Source organism: Neorhizobium sp. 05N33, from assembly GCF_056397445.1.
Window position 1 is genome coordinate 675,944 of sequence record NZ_JBFTNK010000001.1, and the last position, 17,034, is coordinate 692,977.

Genomic DNA, 17,034 nt, shown 5'->3' on the forward strand with positions numbered 1-17,034 from the left:
TTTTCAGTTGATGCGGTCCGCGAAATGACACGCGACCTGATGGCCGGGTGCGATGGCGCGGAATTCGGGTTCGTCGGCGCGACAGAGATCTGTCGCGAGCGGGCAACGGGTGTGGAACCGACAGCCCGAAGGAATGTCGCTGGGGCTTGGCAGGTCACCGCCGAGAGGGGCTGCCTGGCGTGGCCGCGACGGATCCGGCACTGCCTCCATCAGCGCCCGCGTATAGGGATGCCGCGGATCGGACCAGAGTGTCGCGTTATCGGCGCTCTCCACGATCCGCCCGAGATACATGACCATAACCCGGTCCGCGAAATAGCGCACCACCGAAAGGTCATGGCTGATGAAGAGGTAGGAAAGGCCGAATTCTTTCTTCATCTCGACGAGCAGGTTGAGGATCTGCGCCTGGATGGAGAGATCGAGCGCCGAGACGGGCTCGTCGCAGACGATCAGTTCGGGATTGAGCAGCAGCGCCCGTGCGATGCCGATGCGCTGACGTTGACCGCCGGAAAACTCGTGAGGATAACGATTGATGGATTCCGCAGGCAACCCGACCTTGGCAACGATATTGGCGATGATCTGCCGCCGTTCGGTGCGATCGCCGACCTTGTGGACGACAAGCGGCGCTTCGAGGATTTCACCGATGGTCTGGCGCGGATTGAGAGAGGCATACGGATCCTGGAAAATCATCTGGATCGATCTGCGAACCCGCTGCAGGTTTCGCTGGTCGAGCACGGTGATATCCTCGCCTTTGAACTCGATGCGGCCTGCCGTCGGGTCGACCAGTCTGAGCACCGTTTTGCCGAGCGTGGACTTGCCGCAGCCGCTCTCGCCGACGAGTCCGACCGTTTCGCCACGTTCGACGACGAGATCGATCCCGTCGACGGCCCGCAACAGGCCGTCCCGGCTCTTGTAGTGGGTCTTGAGGTCAGAGACTGAGAGCAGCGGCATGGGGCACGGCCTTGAGGGATGTCGTGAAAGGACAGGCAACCAGCCGGTCTGCGGCCGGAACGATGAGCTGAGGCACGTGATGGCTGCAGCTGGCGCGCGCCTGATTGCATCGTGGCCGGAACGGACAGCCCGCTTCACCGACCGCCGAGACGATCGAGCCGGGAATTTCGGTGAGCGCCCCGTCACGATAATGAAAATCGTGCTTCAGTCGCGGTGAGGCGGCGAGCAGGCCGCGCGTATAAGGATGCAGCGGATCGTTAAAAAGATCGCCCGGCAGCGCCTGCTCCACCTTGCGGCCGGCATACATGACGACCACCTTGTCGGCCCATTGCGCTACCACGCCGAGGTCATGGGTGATCAGCACGACAGCCATCTGCAGCTCTCGCCGCAGCGTGTCGAGCAGGTCGAGAACCTGGGCTTGGATGGTCACGTCGAGCGCCGTGGTCGGTTCGTCGGCGATCAGCAGCTTCGGTTTGCAGGCAACCGCGATCGCGATCATCACACGCTGGCGCATGCCGCCGGAGAGCTGATGCGGATAATCGTCGACCCGCTTTTCGGGCGCCGGAATGCGCACCAGCCTCAAGAGCTCGATCGCCCGTTCGCGCGCCGCCTTGCCCGACAGTTTTTCGTGCACCTTCAGCACCTCGCCGATCTGCCGGCCGATGGTCATGACCGGATTGAGGCTGGTCATAGGCTCCTGGAAGATCATGGCGATCTCACGGCCACGCAGATGCCGCATCTCGCGTGCATCGAGCTTGGTGAGGTCGCGCCCGCCGAACGTAATGTGGCCATTGGCGATCTTTGCGGCGCGTGGAAGAAGCTGCATCAGCGCCAGCGCCGTCAGCGATTTGCCAGAGCCGGATTCGCCGACGATCGCCAGCGTCTCCCCTTGCTCGATTTCGAATGACAGATTGCGGACCGGTTCTGCACCGGGAAAGCGGATGGTCAGATTATCGACTTGAAGCAGCGGGGCCATGGTCTCAACGATCCTGCGAGAAACGGGGATTGAGTGCGTCGTTCAAGCCGTCGCCGATAAGATTGAGGGCGAGGACGGTGAACACGATTGCCAGTCCCGGCAGCGCGGTCAGATACCATGCGGTGCGGACGAGTTCGCGACCGGTACCGATCATGGAACCCCAGCTCACCACGTTCGGATCGCCAAGCCCCATGAAGGAAAGCGCCGATTCCATGAGAATTGCCGTCGCCACCATGACCGACGAGGTGACGATGATCGGCGGCAGCGCGTTTGGCAGGATCTCCCGGAAGATGATGCGGGCATGGCCGTAGCCGAGGCTGCGGGCCGCCATGACAAAATCCTTCTCGCGGATGGCGCGGAATTCGGCGCGGGTCAGCCGGGCGACCGTCGGCCACGAGATGACGGCAATCGCCAACGTCACCGTTGTCGCCGAGGGCTGAGCGATCGCCACCAGCACGACCAGCAGCACGAAGCTCGGCAGCGTCTGGAAGATTTCGATAAGCCGAACCAGGAGATCGTCAATCCAGCCGCCGAAATAACCCGCCGTCGAGCCAACCAGGACGCCGAACGTCAGCCCCAGCGCGGTTGCCATGAGCCCGACGAACAATGAAATGCGCGAACCATGCAGGATACCGGCAAGCACGTCGCGACCGAGCGAATCCGTGCCGAGCGGATAGGCGGAGTTCTGCCCCGGCCACAGGAACGGGCGGCCCACCATGGACAGGGGATCGTCCGGATAGAGGATCGGAGCGGTAAGAGCGACGAGGATGACGAAGACAAGGAAACCCGTGCCGAACAAGGCGTTCGGGTTCGACAGAAAGACCTTCAGCGCCCGCCGCCCGTTGGTCACCGCAACCGCCGCGCTCTGCTGCGAGCGGGCATCGGGTGCTTTCATGTTGGACCAAGCCGGCCCGTTCGCCGCAGCACTCGCGGCAACCGCTTCCGGCTCGGCGGTCGCCTCGCGTTCGGCCACAAGGCTGCGAAAGTTTCTGACATCGGTCGTGGACATCAGCGGGCTCCAATACGGGGGTCGAGCCAGGCGTGGATGATATCCACGGCGGCATTGGCGATGATGACGAGAAGCGAAGACAAAAGCAGGATGCCGAGCAGCACTGTGAAGTCCCGGCCCATGACAGCCTCGAAAGCGAGCCGACCGAGTCCCGGCCAGCTATAGACCGTCTCGACCACCACCGCGCCACCCAGCATGCCGCCGATATGCATGCCGGCCATGGTGGTGATCGGGATCAGCGCATTGCGCAGGATATGCCGTGCGGTGACGCCGAAAGGCGTCAGCCCCTTGGCATAGGCGGTGCGCACGAAATCCTGGTTCTTGACCTCCAGCATCGAGGCGCGCGTCAGCCGGGCATAGATCGCCACGTAGAACAGCGCGAGCGACGTCGCCGGCAGCACCATGTAGCGCGCCTTGTCGAGAATTGCCGGCACACCGGTCAGCCGCGACCCGATCGTCCCGGCGCCGCCGCTCGGCAACCAGCCGAGCTTCACCGAGAAGAAGACGATCAGCATCAGGCCGATCCAGAAGCTCGGGATCGAATAGAAAAGCAGCGAAAAGATCGACAGCAAGCGATCCGGAATACGGCCGGCGAAGCTTGCCATCAGCGAACCGAGGACGACGCCGAGCAGAATAGCGATGGTCAGCGCGAGCGCCATCAAGGTCAGCGTACCCGGCAGGCGCTGGGCGATGAGGTCGGCGACCGGCATGCCGTAGCGCGGCGAAAAACCCAGGCTGAAATGCGCGAGATTGTTGAGATAGTGCCCGAGCTGCACGAGCACGGGATTGTCGAGGCCGAAGCGCGAGCGCAGTGCCGCCATGCTTTCCGCCGTCGCCGATCCCGCCTCGCCGGCCATCACGTCGGCCGCGTCACCGGGTGCCAGCTGCAGCAGAAAGAAATTCAGGATGACGATCCCAAGCACGGTCGGGATCGCCTGCAACAGCGTGCGTCGCAGTGTTCGTGCAATTCTCAGCAGCGCCGGCATCGTGCTCCGCCTCTCAGGTTCAAGATAGCTGCACGGAGCAGCTCAAAGCTTCCGGAAACATCGATTTTGGTATCCGGTAATTTTGATAGTTGACTAATTCTATAGGCTTTGTCAAATCTGTTTGCGCAAAATAAAACCCGATAACGATGATTTTTCGAAATCACGTTTTCGATAATACTCAATTTTGGCCGATGATCGCAATTATCTCCCACGTTTCGCGAGCGAGAGGCAAGAACGCACTCGTTTGCTGCGATTGGGAGAAAAAGGCTTCCGCAGGCCTGAAGACGCGGACGAGGCATAGGAGGATACGATGACCATTCGCAACGCCATTTCTCAAATCTGGTACACGCGCTGCCCCGTGCCCACTCCGGTGGGTCTCGCGACCCAGCTCGGTCTGTTGGACGAAACCTTCGCCAGGGAGGGAATCACCCTCAACTCGATCATCGACAGCAAGGACCGGAACATCCGGTCCAGCCATTTCGATCATCACCTCGACTATTCCTTCCGCCACGGCGGCAATGTCCCGCCGATCCGAGCCCGTTCGGAGGGCAATCCGACGCGCCTCGTCGGCATTACCTGGACAGACGAGTTCCAGGCGATCATTACCTTGCCCGGCACCGGTATCAGAACGACGAGGGATCTCGTCGGTCGCCGTTTCGGCATCACCCGCCGTCCGCCCGGCATCGTCGATTTCATGGCCGCCACCGCGCTGAAAGGCCTGGTCTCCGCCCTTTCGCTGGAGGGCCTGACTTACAAGGACGTCGAGATCGTCGACATCGCGCTTCCGGATTCGGTACTCGACAATCTTGAAGGCCCGCAGCTCTACGGCCTGCGCAACCGGCAGGCCTACGGGCCGGAAATCGCCGCCCTGCTGCGCGGCGAAGTGGACGCGATCTACGTGAAAGGCACGCCCGGCATCGGTGTCGCCAACCTCTTCGCGACCCACACGGTCGCCGAATTTGGCTTCCACCCCGACCCGAAGATCCGCATCAATTCCGGCTCGCCGCGCATCCTCACCGTCGATGAACGGTTTGCCGAAGACCGGCCGGATCTCGTGGCGAAGCTTATCGAAACCTTGAAGCGCGCCAGCGCCTGGGCGGAGAGCCATCCGGACGACGTGCGCCGCTTCGTTGCCCGCGAGGTGGGCGCGTCGGAAGAGGTCGTCGCCTCCGCCAACGGACCGGACCTCCACAAGCATCTGGGTATCGGGCTCGAGCCTGAGCTGGTCGAAGCGATCGGCCACTACAAGGATTTTCTGCACGAATGGGGCTTCCTCGCCTCCAATTTCGATATCGACGCCTGGGTCGATCATCGTCCCTGGGCACTGCTCGAAACCCGTGCCGTCGCCTGATCGGAGAACATGATGACCGCTTCGATCGATTTCGCGTCGCTGATTGCCAAAGCTGAGGAACTGGGAAAACGCTTCGCGTTGACTGCCCGTCATTATGACGAGACAGGCGAATTTCCTTTCGCCAATTTCGATGCCCTTCACGAAGCCGGCCTTCTTGGGCTCGTGACAGCGGTCGAACATGGCGGCCGCGGCGGCGGCCTGACCGAAGCGCTTGCGGTCGTTTCCGCCATCGCCCGCGGCGAGCCTTCCACCGCGCTGGTGCTCTCCATGCACTATAACCAGCACTATTCGATCCGCGCGTCGGGCAAATGGCCGAAACATCTGATCGAGCGGGTAACCAAAGCTAATCGTGAAGGCGTCGCATTGATCAATGCCGCGCAGGTGGAGCCCCGCGTCGGTTCGCCTTCGCACGGCACGCCACCGGAAACCGTGGCCCGCAGGGTCGGCAACGAATGGCGGATCACCGGCCACAAGACCTATGCGACCGGCATTCCGCTGCTGCGCTGGGTCTCCGTGCTCGCCATCACTGACGAGCCGGAGCCGCGCCTCGGTTCATTCCTGGTGCCGACCAGTGCCGATGGCATCCGAGTGGAAAAGACCTGGAACGCCACCGGCATGCGCGCCACCAACAGCGACGACCTGATCCTCGACGATGTGACGATCCCTCTGGAGGATGTGCTCGACATCGCGCCGGCCAGTGAGGGCATCAAACGTGACGAACGCCTGGGCGCCTGGTATTTCAGCCTCGTCCCGGCGATCTATGACGGGGCCGCCCGAGGCGCCCGCGACTGGCTGATCGAATTCACCACATCAAGGGCGCCGGCAAGCCTTGGCGCTCCCCTCTCGACAGTACCCCGAATTCAGGACGGCCTCGGCCAGATCGAGGTCTGGTTGACGGTGAACCGCCGCCTGCTCCGCTCGATCGCCGAGGATTTCGATGCAGGACGGCCGTTCGGTGCGGATGCGGCGGCGGTCAAACATACCGTCATGGAAAACGCCATCGCCGTCACCACGCTGGCACTGGAACTCGGCGGCAATCCCGGCATCAGCCGCGACAACCCACTGGAGCGGCATCACCGGGATGCGTTGTCCGGCAAGGCACATGCGCCCCAGAACAACCTTATCCGCACCATGCTCGCCAAGGCCACGCTCGGCCGGCACGCCGCTGCACCCGCGGTCGTGCTCGAACCGGTGCCGGTGCGCCCCCACCCGCAACCCCGCCTCGCCGTCGTCGGCCGCGGTTAGGAGCCATCATGTCTTTTCTCTCCTCCGTCTGGTACACGCGCTGCCCGGCGCCGACGCCCCTCTCCATCGCCCACCAGCTCGGCTGGATCGACCGGCAGTTCGAATCCTCCGGGGTCGTTGTCCGCTCGATCCGCGACAGCAAGGATCCCGTCGTTCGTCAGAGCCATTTCACCCATGCGCTCGACTACTCTTTCCGGCAGGGGGGCAACATCCCGCCGATCTGGGCGCGTTCCGGCGGACGCGAGACCCGCGTCATCGGCATCACCAGCACCGACGAATTCCAGGCGATCATCGCGCTCCCCTCCTCCGGCATAAAGACCGGCGCCGACTTGAAGGGCCGTCGCCTCGGCGTGCCGCGCAAGCCGGACGAGAAGATCGTCGATTTCCAGCGAGCCACGGCTCTGAAAGGGATTGTTTCGGCGCTTTCGCTCGATGGCCTGACGCACGATGACGTCAAACTCGTCTATCTCGACAGCACCGAGGCCAACCTGATCGAGCGGGGCAACACCGCCTTTCTCGGCCTGAAGCGCCGTTACCCTTATGGCGACGAACTTCTGGCCCTTGCCCGCGGCGACATCGACGCCTTTTTCGTCAAGGGTGCGGAAGGCATCGTGCTTGCCAACCAGATCGGCGCCGTCGTCGTCTCGGAATTCGGCTTCCATCCCGACGCGAAGATTCGCATTAACAATGGCACGCCGCGGCCCCTGACGGTCGATGCGCGCTTCCTCGACGAGCATTTCGACCTCGTTACCGAGCTTGTCGAAACCATCCGCGGCGTGGCGGCGTGGGCTGAGGCCAATCCGGGAGATGCGGTACGCTTGATCGCCAATGAGATCGGCGTTGGCGAAGATGCGGTCTGGGCGGCAAATGGCCCCAACGTGCACAAGCACTTGACGCTCTCGCTGGATGCAGACCAGATCACCGCTTTCGACCACTTCAAGAATTTCCTGCTCGAATGGGGCTTCATTCCCGCCGACTTCAATGTTTCGACCTGGATCGACAGCAGGCCATTGGAAGCTGCAAACCGGCGGGCCGCCGCATGAGCCGGGTCCTCGTCACAGGCGCGACCGGCAGGCTGGGCCGGCTTATCGTCGAACGGCTCGTCGCGCAGAACCGGCCAGTCAGGATCCTCACCCGCCGACCGGAAACGGCACGCAATCTGTTCGGCGCCATCGTCCAGATCGCCGCCGGCGAATTTGCCGACCGCTACTCGCTCGATGCCGCCCTCCGGGGCGTCGGGCGGCTTCTCCTCCTCTCGCCGATCAGTGAGCGGCTGGCGGCGGACCAGATCGCCGTCGCCAACGCCTCTGAGGCGGCGGGCGTGCAGCGCATCGTCAAGATTTCCGGTTCGGATTGGACAATCGATCCGCCCGGCGTCTCGATTTCCGGTGACGCCCACGCGGCCGTCGAACAACACCTCCGCCGCCTGCCGATCGACTCGATATCCGTTCGTCCGAACGCCTGGATGCAGGTGTCGCTTGCCAACACCATCAAACACGTCCTGGCCGGCAATCCCCTCACCGCCGCGAACCTTGATGCCGGCGTCGGATATATCGATGCCCGCGACATAGCCGATGTCGCCGTCCATCTTCTTCTCGCCGACAGGATCGCCGACGTCGGCGCGCTCAACCTGAGCGGCCCTGATGTGAAGACGCCGCGGCAGATCGCCGGCCTCATCGCGACAGCGCTTGGGCGACGGGTCACGGCGATCGAGAAGCGGCCCGGCATCGGCCCTTCCGATACTGATTTTGAACATCGGGCCGTTGCACAATTCGCCACCCTCATCGCCGCCGGCCGCGCGGCCGTTACGACGGATCTCGTCGCCTCGATCCTGGGGCGACCACCGCTGAGCGTCGAGGCCTTCGTGTCAGATTATCTCGCCGCCGAAGCGGCCCTGGTTGGATAGAACCCATGAGTATTCCCTTCGTCGACATCGCCATCATCGGCGGCGGCCCTGGAGGCCTCGCCCTGGCTCAGGGCCTCAAGAAAAACGGCATCGATACCGCCGTCTTCGAGCGCGATCCGGTCCGCGCCGACTATGTGCAGGGCTTTCGCATGCGTATCCGCCAACGCGGCATCGACGCGCTTCAGGCCAACCTGCCGCCGCATCTGTACGACGCCTTTCTCGATACGCTCGGCCTTGCGCCAACGGAAAATCTTGTACTCGACGAGCAGTTTAATCGGCTGGACGACACGGGGCGTGGCAGCGGGGAGCCGGAAGATACGCATATCGAAAAATCCGTAAGCCGCATCACGCTGCGACAGATCCTGCTTTCCGGCCTCGACGATATCGTTCAAACCGGCAAACGTTTTGAACGATACGCTCTTCAGCCGGATGGCACGGTGATCGCTCATTTTGCCGACGGCTCGGCAGTGCGCGCCAATCTGCTGGTCGGTGCCGACGGGGCGGGATCGGCGGTGCGACGCCAGCTCCTGCCTGATCTCACCAGCATCGATACCGGCGTACGTCGTCTCGCAGGAAAGATCACGCTCAGGGATGCCGAACGCCATGGCATCTCGCCGTTGCTCACCGACTTCAACACCCATATCCGCCCGCGCGACGGCCGCACGCTGATGATCACCAGCCACCGGGTCAATCCGGGGGCTTACGCGCGCCATGGCCTGATTGGCACCGAGGACCCAAGCCATCGGGGTATCCCCGGGTTCCACTTCAACAACACCGCCAGCTATGCCTGGTGGAACACGGCCTACGACACCGGCGAGCTCGGACCGGACGAAGCCTTGGAAAAGCTGGACGGCGCTGCATTGCTCGAGGTGCTTCTCGCGCGTATCGCACATTGGGACGAGCGCATCCTGAAGCTTATCCGGCACACCGATCCCTCGACCGTCGCCTTCCTCAAGGTGAAGAGTTCGACGCCCGGCGCCATTTGGCAGACGGGACCGGTCACCCTGCTTGGCGACGCCATCCACGCCATGACCTATTTTCGCGCGCTGGGCGGCAATACCGCGCTCTACGATACCGGCCTTCTCGTGCCTCAGATCGTCGCCGCCCGCCGCCACGGCAAACCCCAGGCGGCTGCCGTCAACGATTATGAAAATGCCATGCGCGAGCACGGCTACGAGGCCGTGCGCTCCTCTCTTTCGGCAATGTTACGCAATGTCGGTGCCGGCCGGCCGATTTCGGCCGTGGCCGCTCCCCAATAGCTTCAAGAAAATAATCTCATGTCCATCGTCGTCTTCGGCGCCTCCGGAAACATCGGCAGCAATATCCGCAAGGAAGCGTTGTCACGCGGGCATCGCGTCACAGCCGTTACCCGTTCGGCGGATCTCGATCCAGCCGAACGCCTGACTGTCCTCAAGGCGGATATCGCCAATGCCGACGACGTCGCAAAGATTGCCGCCGGCCATGATGCGGTGATCAGTGCCTATAGTCCCGGCCTGCGTCGCCACTCCGCCGAGGACGCGGCCGAACTCATCCGCAAGGCGCATGACGCGCTGTTTGCGGGGATCAAACAAGCAGGCGTCCGCCGCCTTATTATCGTCGGCGGCGTTGGCAGCCTTGAGGCGAGTCCGGGTGTCGATGTGGTCGACAGCGATTTCTACCCGGCCGAACACAAGGCCCATACGCTGCGCAACCGCGAGATCCTGAGGAGCCTCAAGCGCGGTGACCACGATCTCGACTGGACCTATGTCTCGCCGCCGCTTTCGATCAAGGCTGGCGAACGCACCGGCAAGTTCCGGCTCGGCGAAGACCGTCTGCTGCGCGATGAAGCCGGCGAAAGCCGCATCTCGGAGGCCGACTTCGCCATCGCTATTCTTGACGAACTCGACAAGGGCCAGTTCGTCCGCCGGCGCTTCACTGCCGCCTACTGACCGGCCCCGCCCAACCAGGATACCCAGACCCATGGCCAACACCCCGCGCAAGCTCAACCTCAATGTCGGCATCAACACGACCGGTTATCTCGGCAATGCCTGGAAATACCGGACGGGCAACCGGCACGAGATCACCGATCCCGACTATTACCGGCGCCTGACCGAGCTTGCCCACAAGGGCCTGTTCGACGCGGTGTTCTTCTCCGACCATCCGGCGCTGATGACCGATCCGAATGGCCGCCCCTTCCACACAATCGATCCACTGATCCTCTGCACGGCGCTTGCCGCCCAAGTGCCGGATATCGGTTTCGTGGCGACCATGTCCTCGACCTACAATTCGCCCTATAACCTCGCACGCCGCACCCAATCGACGGACATCATTTCGGGCGGCAGACTGATTATCAATATCGTCTCTTCCTTCAATCCGAACGTCGCCGCCAATTTTGGTTCGGAGCCGCTACCGCCGCGCAACCAGCGTTACGCGAAGGCATCGGAATTCCTCGACGTCGCCAAGAAGCTCTGGGCGAGCTGGGACCCCTCTCGCGAAGGCGAAGTGCCGGAAGACCGTTTCTGGGATGCGACCAGCGCCCATGCGATCGATCACCAGGGCACCTATTTTACCGTCAAGGGCCCGCTCAATGTTCCGCGCGGGCCGCAAGGCCACCCGGTCATCGCGCAGGCAGGCGCGTCTGAAGGCGGCATCGACCTCGCCGCGCGCCATGGAGAGATCATCTACTGCAACATCCTCTCGCGTCCCGCCGGCCAAGCCTTCGGTAAGAAGGTCAGGGACCGGGCAATTGCGTTCGGCCGCGACCCCTTGGGCATTCGCATCGTGCCCGGCCTCGTCGTCATTCTCGGCGAGACCCGCGAGGAAGCACTGCRCAAACACGAACTCTTCAGCGGCGCCGGCTCGGAAGACGGCCTGATCGCCCGCTTCGTCAAGGAGAACGGCATTGATCCTGACGGTTTCGATCCGGATGCGGTTCTGGATGCGGAGCGTTTCATTCCCGATCCAAATCGCCTGCAGGCGGTAGGCATGGGACTTGGGCTTGTCGATCTGCTCACCCACGAGAAGCTGACCGCCAGAGAGGTCGTGCGGCGTTCGGAAGGGCATCACCGCCTCCTGCTCGGTACGCCCGAGGAGGTGGCCGACGGGATCATCGATCTTTGGGCGGACGAAACCGTCGACGGCTATACGCTGCAGCCACCCCGCGCGCCGGACGATATCGAGGAATTTGTCGAAAAGGTCGTTCCGATCCTGCAGGATCGCGGCGTCTACCGTACCCGGTACGAGGAAAAGACTGTCCGCGAGCGGTACGGACTGCCCTTTCCCCAAGCAGACGCGGACATCGGCAGAAGCGCCGCCATTTCACGGCTGCGCTGAGCTTCCCTATAATGTCCTGAACCGCCTGTCGCCCGCCTTTGGTTAGGCATTGGTCGAGATAGCGGTTCTAAAATGAGGATTCATCTCGCGTTCCAGCACGGTTCGCACGGCTGTTCTTTCGAGCATCTGGTTTTTGTGCCGGGTGAAATGCCCGAGCGTCTCCATCGGCAAGCCGTTGCTCGTGCCCCAGCCGTAAAAGACGAGCGCATAGGGGTCCACGACCGTATATTGTTCGCCCATGATCCAATGGTGATCGGCAATCAACCTGTCGATTTCTACCATGCTCTCCCAATATCTTGCCGCAGCCTTCGTCCGGATAGCGTCGTGAACCTCTTCCTCATCGGCGAAATGATAGGGCCGGAATTTGGCTTTCTGAAATATATGCGGCGTGTTCGAAAACCACGCCATCTGGGCGATACATTGCATCTGCTCGACAACATCTGTCGGAAACATGCGCAGTTCGGGATTGATGAGGCCGATATAGGCCAGTATCGCGGTGTTTTCCGTGATCACCTGGCCATCCGGCGTCACAAGGGATGGGACTTTCCCCCGGGGATTGATCGCCAGATAATCGGGAGTGAGGTGCTGTTGCTTCCCCAGCAATGTCTCGATCGGTCGAAACGGCCGGCCGGTCTCCTCGAGAGCGATATGGGGAGCAAGCGAACAGGCTCCCGGACTATAGAAGAGGATCGTTTCACCCTTCCGAGCCGAGAGCCCGCCCGATAGCAGCTCAACATTCTCCATATCCCGCTCCTCCCTATTGTTCTCCAAGCCGTCTGCCGGATGCCTAAGCTCTCAAAGCGGCGGTCATGATCCGTTCCCGCGTCATCGGCATGTCGTGGATGCGCATGCCCAACGCATGGGCGACGGCATTGCCAATGGCTGCAGCGGTCGGCCCACCGGCGCATTCGCCCACTCCAAGCGCTTCATGCTGGTCCGCTTCGATAAGTTCGACACGAATTTCCGGTATGTCCGAAAACCGGATGACGGGATAGCTATGCCAATCAACGGTCGAGATCCCTTGCGGGCCGAAGCCAACTTCTTCGATCAGGGCCCAGCTGATGGCCTGAACGATATTGCCTTCGATCTGGTTGACGACGCCATCGGGATTGATGACGAGCCCCGCATCCACGGCGCACCAGATATCGGTGACGCGCACCGCCTCGTCGACCTCGACGGCTGCAACGACCGCGGCATAGGCCGACGCGTTTTTATAGCGGGCGATGCCGATACCCAAGCCCTTCCCGGCGCCGCCAGCGTCACGTGACGACCAGCCGGCCATCGCCGCGGCCTTTTCAAGGGTTCTGCGGGCCCGCGGGTCGGAAAGGCTGGACAGGCGGTATCTCACCGGATCCTCGCCGGCCCGGGCGGCAAGTTCGTCGATCAGGGCTTCGATGGCAAAGACATTCAAAGTCGCCCCGAGCCCGCGCAACGACGAGGTGCGCACCGGCACGTCGTGTATCAGGTGGTAGCTGATCCGCTTGGCGGCCATGTCGTAGAGCGGAATTCCGTTACGCACCGCACCTCCTCCCCGCTCGAGCGGAATGTCGAAGGGCTTGCGTTCGGGCGGTGGCTCCTTCATCGCCTCGGCGGCCAGAAGATAGGCGCCCCCAACTCCGGGACGCTGGCCATGCGTAGCGCTCCATATCTCGGTCGTCCAATCGGCAGGTCGCCCGGCGGCGTCGAGTGCCGCGTGGACGGTGACGGTCATTGCCGAGGAGAGCGGTTCGTAGCCGAACTCCTCTTCCCGCCGCCACATCAGCCGGATGGGTTTACCCGGTAGTGCCAATGCCACAAGAGCGGCATCCAACGCGGCATCATCGGCGCCGTTATGGCCATAACAGCCAGCGCCTTGCACGTGATGGCATGCGACCTTTTCGAGGGGCAGGCCGACCGTTTTTGCAATGTTTTCCCGCAACGGATGCATGCCCTGGCCGTGGGACCAGACGGTCAGCATGCCATCGCGGTAAACTGCGACCGCGCAGGACGGAGCTAGCGAGCCATGAGACAGAAATGGGCGGGAAAAGGTTGCCGATATACAATCGGATAAGGGGTCAGCAGGAGGATCGCCGATCACTCGGTCAATAGAAGGCTGTGCGGCCACCCATTCAGCCGTGGCCTGTTCGGGATGCAGCGTCCGAGCGTTGGTCCAGACGGAATATTCCGCCGCAGCGACGGCCGCCGCGCGAACGGCGGTCTCGTCGGCCCCCACGAACGCCAGGAAGTTGTCGATGCGGATGACGTTGATATCGGCGACGGCCTTGCGCCGCACGGCCGCCTCGTCGAGCAGGGTAAGCGTAGCACCGCGGCCAGGCTGGCGCAGGGTGCGGGCATGCAGCATGCCAGGCAGCGTCATGTCGTGGATGAAGCCCGATCCGGTCAGCTTTGCAGGAAGATCGAGCCGCGAAACGGAAGTGCCGACGAGACGATAGGCATCCACAGGCTTCGGTGAAACCATGCCTGTCGCCTCGGCAGAAAGATCGAGCTCGCCTGCGATTGCCCAATAGTCGATCCCGCTCGGAATGCCGTTTCTGAAGAAGGCACCTTCGACAATAGTGAGCTCATCCGGCGAGGCGTTCAGACGCAGGGCAGCATGCATCAAGGCAAGCGCGCGGACTTCCGCTGCGACGAGGCGAATTGCAGCGCCAGAATGCTCGATCGACCAGCTGGACGCGGTATAACCTTCCCCCGGTCCCTCCACGCTGTTGCCGGACATCATGCTGATCTGGCCGATGCCCAGATCCAGCTCTTCCGCAGCGATTTGGGCGAGCGCCGTCAGAACCCCCTGGCCAAGCTCGACCTTGCCAGTGCCGATCCGTACCGTGCGGTCGCTGAGGAAGCGAAGCCAGCGGTCCAGACGCGGGTTGTCCTTCAGACTGTGGACAAGCCCGGTCATCAAGCAGCCTCATGGCGCAACACGGCTGCTGCCTTGAGCACAGCGCGCAGAATGCGAGGATGCGATCCGCAGCGACAGAGGTTCGCATCAAGCGCCGCAGCGACTTCGGCGCGCGTGGGGTCCGGATTACGATCCAGGAAAGCCTTGGCCGAAATGAGAATACCCGACAGGCAATATCCGCACTGTCCTGCCTGCTCATCGAGAAAAGCTTGCTGAAGCGGATGCAGCGCTTCGGCCGAGCCCAAACCTTCAACGGTGGTGATGCTGCGACCGCCAAGCGTACCGACCTCGCGACTGCAGGAATATTCTGCAGAACCGTCGATCAGCACCATGCACGCGCCGCATTGCTCAAGCCCGCAGCCAAATCGGCTGCCCTTCAGCCCCAGATGATTACGCAGCACGTCCAGCAGTGGCATAGTGGGAGGAACATCCAGGTCGTGATCCCGACCATTGACGGTCAGAGTAAAGGGCTTGCTCATGCAATGCAGTCTCTTCTTTGCCTGCTAACGAGATATCCGGTCGCTGAGGATCGTAGCGGGCGGGACCGCCCGGCCTGCTCTCTAAAAAATGCTGGGCGTTGAACTTCAGCACCCGGCAGTCCCTTTGGCCGCCCGCGTTCAGATCGAAATCAGCTCGGCTGCACGAGGCCCGCCTTAACCAAGGGTTTGAGGGATTCAATCTCGCGCTCGATCGAACCGCGCATTTCGTCTGGCGTATTGACCACGGCCGTCAGACCGAGCGATGCCAGCTTGGCTTTGGCGGCGGGCGTGTCGCTCCACTCCTTGATGGCCTTATGGATGGCACTGACGATCTCGGGAGACATTCCCTTCGGGCCGACCGCGCCAAACCAAAGGGTCTGATTATAGTCCTTGAGCCCCTGCTCGGCGACCGTCTTTACATCTGGCAATTCGCCGATGCGCTGTGCTGACGTCACGGCAACGCCGTGGATTTTCCCATCCTTGATATGCGGCAGGTAATTGGACGGCGCGTCGAGAGCGAAATCGATATGCCCGCCGAGCAAATCGGCGAGCAGAGGTGGCGAGCCCTTGTAAGGGATGTGGTTTATCTCAATGCCGGTCTGCAGGCTGATGATGGCAGCACAGATATGGCCTTTCGTTCCGGCGCCCGGGTTTCCGATATTTATCTTTCCGGGATTGGCTTTCGCGTAGGCAATCAGTTCCTGAAGCGATTTCGCCGGCGCCTTGGCGCTTGCGGTCAGCAGTGCCGGGCTTTCTGCAACCACGGTGATGGGCGTGAAGTCAACCTGAGGATCATAGGCGAGATTGGTCTGCACCACCTTGTTGGCGGCGATCGGTGCGCTGCCGCTGATGAGGATCGTGTAGCCATCCGGCGCCGAGCGGGCGAGCTTTCCGCCTGCGAGTGCACCGGCCGCGCCGGCCAGGTTTTCGATCACGAACTGCTGGCCGAATTTCGCCGTCAGCAGGTCTGCCACGAGACGGGCGATAATGTCGCTCGTGCCGCCCGGAGGGTAAGCCGAGATCACCACCACCGACTTGCTTGGCCAGTTGGCGGCAATTGCTATTCTGCCTGAAGCCAGCGCGACAGCTGATCCTCCCAGCACGATGAATTCTCGTCTGTTCATTCTGTTCCTCCTCCCACTCGTTAAATCGAGTTCCTTGGCTAAAGCCCTACCCTGTCTGCTCTTCAGGGCGAACTGCTGACTATCGCCGTTCCGCCCTTTGGAACGGCCGGCACGGCCTTCCTGCGCCGGCAGTCATTCATTGCCGGCAAGCCAGCGTTCTTCGCCGGCGTGAAAAGCACTGAGTCCATCGGGCCGATCGTCCCCCAAAAGGTCTGGATTGACCGTCACACCCCGCTTGTGCTGGATATAGGTGAGGAACTTGTAGGACGGCCGCATCGTCGCCAGAAGCGACCAGTCGACGGGCAGCACATCCGACGGATTGACCGGTTTCATGATGTCCCTCTCGAAAAGCACCTCGAAACTCATCAGCTTCCACGTCCCCGCTTCCCGGACCGCCCGAGAAAAGAAGCGGCAGAAGACGTGAACGTCGACTTCGATATCGTCCGGGCGTGCGCGGTTGAAAATCATCGCTGGACTTTCAACGGTTGCCCGATCGCCGTTGACCTGCGCGAAAGCCGGAAACACCCAGTGCTTGCTGTTGCCGGTCGCGCCCATCCATTTGCGGGTCGCCTCCACATAGGCCTCTCCGCCGCGGGCGTCATACCAGCTTGTGCGAATGTAAGCGTCCTTGTGGAAACATGCGCTCATGGTGTCGAAACGACGTTGGTCACGGGCAAATCGCTCGCGGCGCACGAGATCGAATAATTCTTCACGATCGAGAAGAGCTCGAAGGCGTTTGTCATCGTCCAGCTGCATCATAACCCCCTGAAGGTTGATCGATTGGTTCGGTCAGAGTCAGGCG

Annotated in this window: 16 protein-coding genes; 7 read left to right on the plus strand and 9 right to left on the minus strand. The window is 62.2% G+C overall.

The features are described from left to right. Window positions 1–3 precede the first annotated feature (3 nt). Genes AC1DLT_RS03190 through AC1DLT_RS03205 form a run of 4 tightly spaced genes read right to left on the minus strand, consistent with a single transcriptional unit; the run spans window position 4 to window position 3,919 of the window. A complete protein-coding gene (locus AC1DLT_RS03190; protein WP_040125542.1) occupies window positions 4–948 on the minus strand; it encodes an ABC transporter ATP-binding protein in 945 nt (314 codons plus the stop codon). Further along, complete coding sequence (locus AC1DLT_RS03195; protein WP_477485842.1) at window positions 926–1,924, minus strand: ABC transporter ATP-binding protein; 999 nt, start codon at window positions 1,922–1,924, stop codon at window positions 926–928. The genes AC1DLT_RS03190 and AC1DLT_RS03195 overlap by 23 nt, the downstream gene beginning before the upstream one ends. A 4-nt stretch (window positions 1,925–1,928) precedes the next feature. Beyond that, a complete protein-coding gene (locus AC1DLT_RS03200; protein WP_309493838.1) occupies window positions 1,929–2,933 on the minus strand; it encodes an ABC transporter permease in 1,005 nt (334 codons plus the stop codon). Beyond that, the gene (locus AC1DLT_RS03205) at window positions 2,933–3,919 is read right to left on the minus strand and encodes an ABC transporter permease (protein ID WP_247031227.1); all 987 of its coding nucleotides are present in this window, start codon (window positions 3,917–3,919) and stop codon (window positions 2,933–2,935) included. The genes AC1DLT_RS03200 and AC1DLT_RS03205 overlap by 1 nt, the downstream gene beginning before the upstream one ends. A 310-nt stretch (window positions 3,920–4,229) precedes the next feature. On the opposite strand from AC1DLT_RS03205, the gene AC1DLT_RS03210 reads away from it, so the two are divergent. From AC1DLT_RS03210 to AC1DLT_RS03240, 7 genes are read left to right on the plus strand one after another with little or no spacing between them, the layout of a single operon-like run. Beyond that, on the plus strand, window positions 4,230–5,270 hold the full coding sequence (locus tag AC1DLT_RS03210; protein ID WP_477485843.1) for an ABC transporter substrate-binding protein: 1,041 nt from the start codon (window positions 4,230–4,232) through the stop codon (window positions 5,268–5,270). Window positions 5,271–5,282: 12 nt separating this feature from the next. Next, the gene (locus AC1DLT_RS03215; RefSeq protein ID WP_477485844.1) at window positions 5,283–6,515 is read left to right on the plus strand and encodes an acyl-CoA dehydrogenase family protein; all 1,233 of its coding nucleotides are present in this window, start codon (window positions 5,283–5,285) and stop codon (window positions 6,513–6,515) included. Between the two features lie 8 nt (window positions 6,516–6,523). Next, on the plus strand, window positions 6,524–7,558 hold the full coding sequence (locus tag AC1DLT_RS03220) for an ABC transporter substrate-binding protein (protein WP_477485845.1): 1,035 nt from the start codon (window positions 6,524–6,526) through the stop codon (window positions 7,556–7,558). Beyond that, the gene (locus AC1DLT_RS03225; RefSeq protein WP_477485846.1) at window positions 7,555–8,421 is read left to right on the plus strand and encodes an NmrA family NAD(P)-binding protein; all 867 of its coding nucleotides are present in this window, start codon (window positions 7,555–7,557) and stop codon (window positions 8,419–8,421) included. The genes AC1DLT_RS03220 and AC1DLT_RS03225 overlap by 4 nt, the downstream gene beginning before the upstream one ends. Before the next feature lie 5 nt (window positions 8,422–8,426). Continuing rightward, a complete protein-coding gene (locus tag AC1DLT_RS03230) occupies window positions 8,427–9,680 on the plus strand; it encodes an FAD-dependent oxidoreductase (protein WP_477485847.1) in 1,254 nt (417 codons plus the stop codon). Between the two features lie 18 nt (window positions 9,681–9,698). Beyond that, window positions 9,699–10,349 carry an NAD(P)-dependent oxidoreductase gene (locus AC1DLT_RS03235; RefSeq protein ID WP_477485848.1) on the plus strand — a complete coding sequence of 217 codons (651 nt, stop codon included), beginning with the start codon at window positions 9,699–9,701 and terminating at the stop codon, window positions 10,347–10,349. A 31-nt stretch (window positions 10,350–10,380) separates the two neighbouring features. Further along, on the plus strand, window positions 10,381–11,733 hold the full coding sequence (locus AC1DLT_RS03240) for an NtaA/DmoA family FMN-dependent monooxygenase (protein WP_477485849.1): 1,353 nt from the start codon (window positions 10,381–10,383) through the stop codon (window positions 11,731–11,733). A 42-nt stretch (window positions 11,734–11,775) separates the two neighbouring features. Here the strand turns inward: AC1DLT_RS03240 and AC1DLT_RS03245 are convergent, their stop codons facing one another. The 5 genes from AC1DLT_RS03245 to AC1DLT_RS03265 all read right to left on the minus strand — a co-directional run bounded on the left by AC1DLT_RS03245 (window position 11,776) and on the right by AC1DLT_RS03265 (window position 16,988). Next, a complete protein-coding gene (locus AC1DLT_RS03245; RefSeq protein WP_477485850.1) occupies window positions 11,776–12,477 on the minus strand; it encodes a glutathione S-transferase family protein in 702 nt (233 codons plus the stop codon). Between the two features lie 43 nt (window positions 12,478–12,520). Continuing rightward, entirely contained in the window at window positions 12,521–14,629 is a 2,109-nt protein-coding gene (locus tag AC1DLT_RS03250; protein ID WP_477485851.1) for a molybdopterin cofactor-binding domain-containing protein, read from the minus strand. Next, on the minus strand, window positions 14,629–15,108 hold the full coding sequence (locus tag AC1DLT_RS03255; RefSeq protein ID WP_477485852.1) for a (2Fe-2S)-binding protein: 480 nt from the start codon (window positions 15,106–15,108) through the stop codon (window positions 14,629–14,631). The genes AC1DLT_RS03250 and AC1DLT_RS03255 overlap by 1 nt, the downstream gene beginning before the upstream one ends. A gap of 149 nt (window positions 15,109–15,257) precedes the next feature. After that, a complete protein-coding gene (locus AC1DLT_RS03260) occupies window positions 15,258–16,232 on the minus strand; it encodes a Bug family tripartite tricarboxylate transporter substrate binding protein (protein WP_051900653.1) in 975 nt (324 codons plus the stop codon). 132 nt (window positions 16,233–16,364) lie between these two features. Beyond that, window positions 16,365–16,988 carry a nuclear transport factor 2 family protein gene (locus AC1DLT_RS03265; protein ID WP_477485853.1) on the minus strand — a complete coding sequence of 208 codons (624 nt, stop codon included), beginning with the start codon at window positions 16,986–16,988 and terminating at the stop codon, window positions 16,365–16,367. Window positions 16,989–17,034: the final 46 nt, after the last annotated feature.

Bases quoted from the DNA above. Each gene is read 5' to 3' on its own strand.
- AC1DLT_RS03190 (WP_040125542.1), bottom strand. From the start codon at position 948: ATGCCGCTGCTCTCAGTCTCTGACCTCAAGACCCACTACAAGAGCCGG.
- AC1DLT_RS03195 (WP_477485842.1), bottom strand. From the start codon at position 1,924: ATGGCCCCGCTGCTTCAAGTCGATAATCTGACCATCCGCTTTCCCGGT.
- AC1DLT_RS03200 (WP_309493838.1), bottom strand. From the start codon at position 2,933: ATGTCCACGACCGATGTCAGAAACTTTCGCAGCCTTGTGGCCGAACGC.
- AC1DLT_RS03205 (WP_247031227.1), bottom strand. From the start codon at position 3,919: ATGCCGGCGCTGCTGAGAATTGCACGAACACTGCGACGCACGCTGTTG.
- AC1DLT_RS03210 (WP_477485843.1), top strand. From the start codon at position 4,230: ATGACCATTCGCAACGCCATTTCTCAAATCTGGTACACGCGCTGCCCC.
- AC1DLT_RS03215 (WP_477485844.1), top strand. From the start codon at position 5,283: ATGACCGCTTCGATCGATTTCGCGTCGCTGATTGCCAAAGCTGAGGAA.
- AC1DLT_RS03220 (WP_477485845.1), top strand. From the start codon at position 6,524: ATGTCTTTTCTCTCCTCCGTCTGGTACACGCGCTGCCCGGCGCCGACG.
- AC1DLT_RS03225 (WP_477485846.1), top strand. From the start codon at position 7,555: ATGAGCCGGGTCCTCGTCACAGGCGCGACCGGCAGGCTGGGCCGGCTT.
- AC1DLT_RS03230 (WP_477485847.1), top strand. From the start codon at position 8,427: ATGAGTATTCCCTTCGTCGACATCGCCATCATCGGCGGCGGCCCTGGA.
- AC1DLT_RS03235 (WP_477485848.1), top strand. From the start codon at position 9,699: ATGTCCATCGTCGTCTTCGGCGCCTCCGGAAACATCGGCAGCAATATC.
- AC1DLT_RS03245 (WP_477485850.1), bottom strand. From the start codon at position 12,477: ATGGAGAATGTTGAGCTGCTATCGGGCGGGCTCTCGGCTCGGAAGGGT.
- AC1DLT_RS03250 (WP_477485851.1), bottom strand. From the start codon at position 14,629: ATGACCGGGCTTGTCCACAGTCTGAAGGACAACCCGCGTCTGGACCGC.
- AC1DLT_RS03255 (WP_477485852.1), bottom strand. From the start codon at position 15,108: ATGAGCAAGCCCTTTACTCTGACCGTCAATGGTCGGGATCACGACCTG.
- AC1DLT_RS03260 (WP_051900653.1), bottom strand. From the start codon at position 16,232: ATGAACAGACGAGAATTCATCGTGCTGGGAGGATCAGCTGTCGCGCTG.
- AC1DLT_RS03265 (WP_477485853.1), bottom strand. From the start codon at position 16,988: ATGCAGCTGGACGATGACAAACGCCTTCGAGCTCTTCTCGATCGTGAA.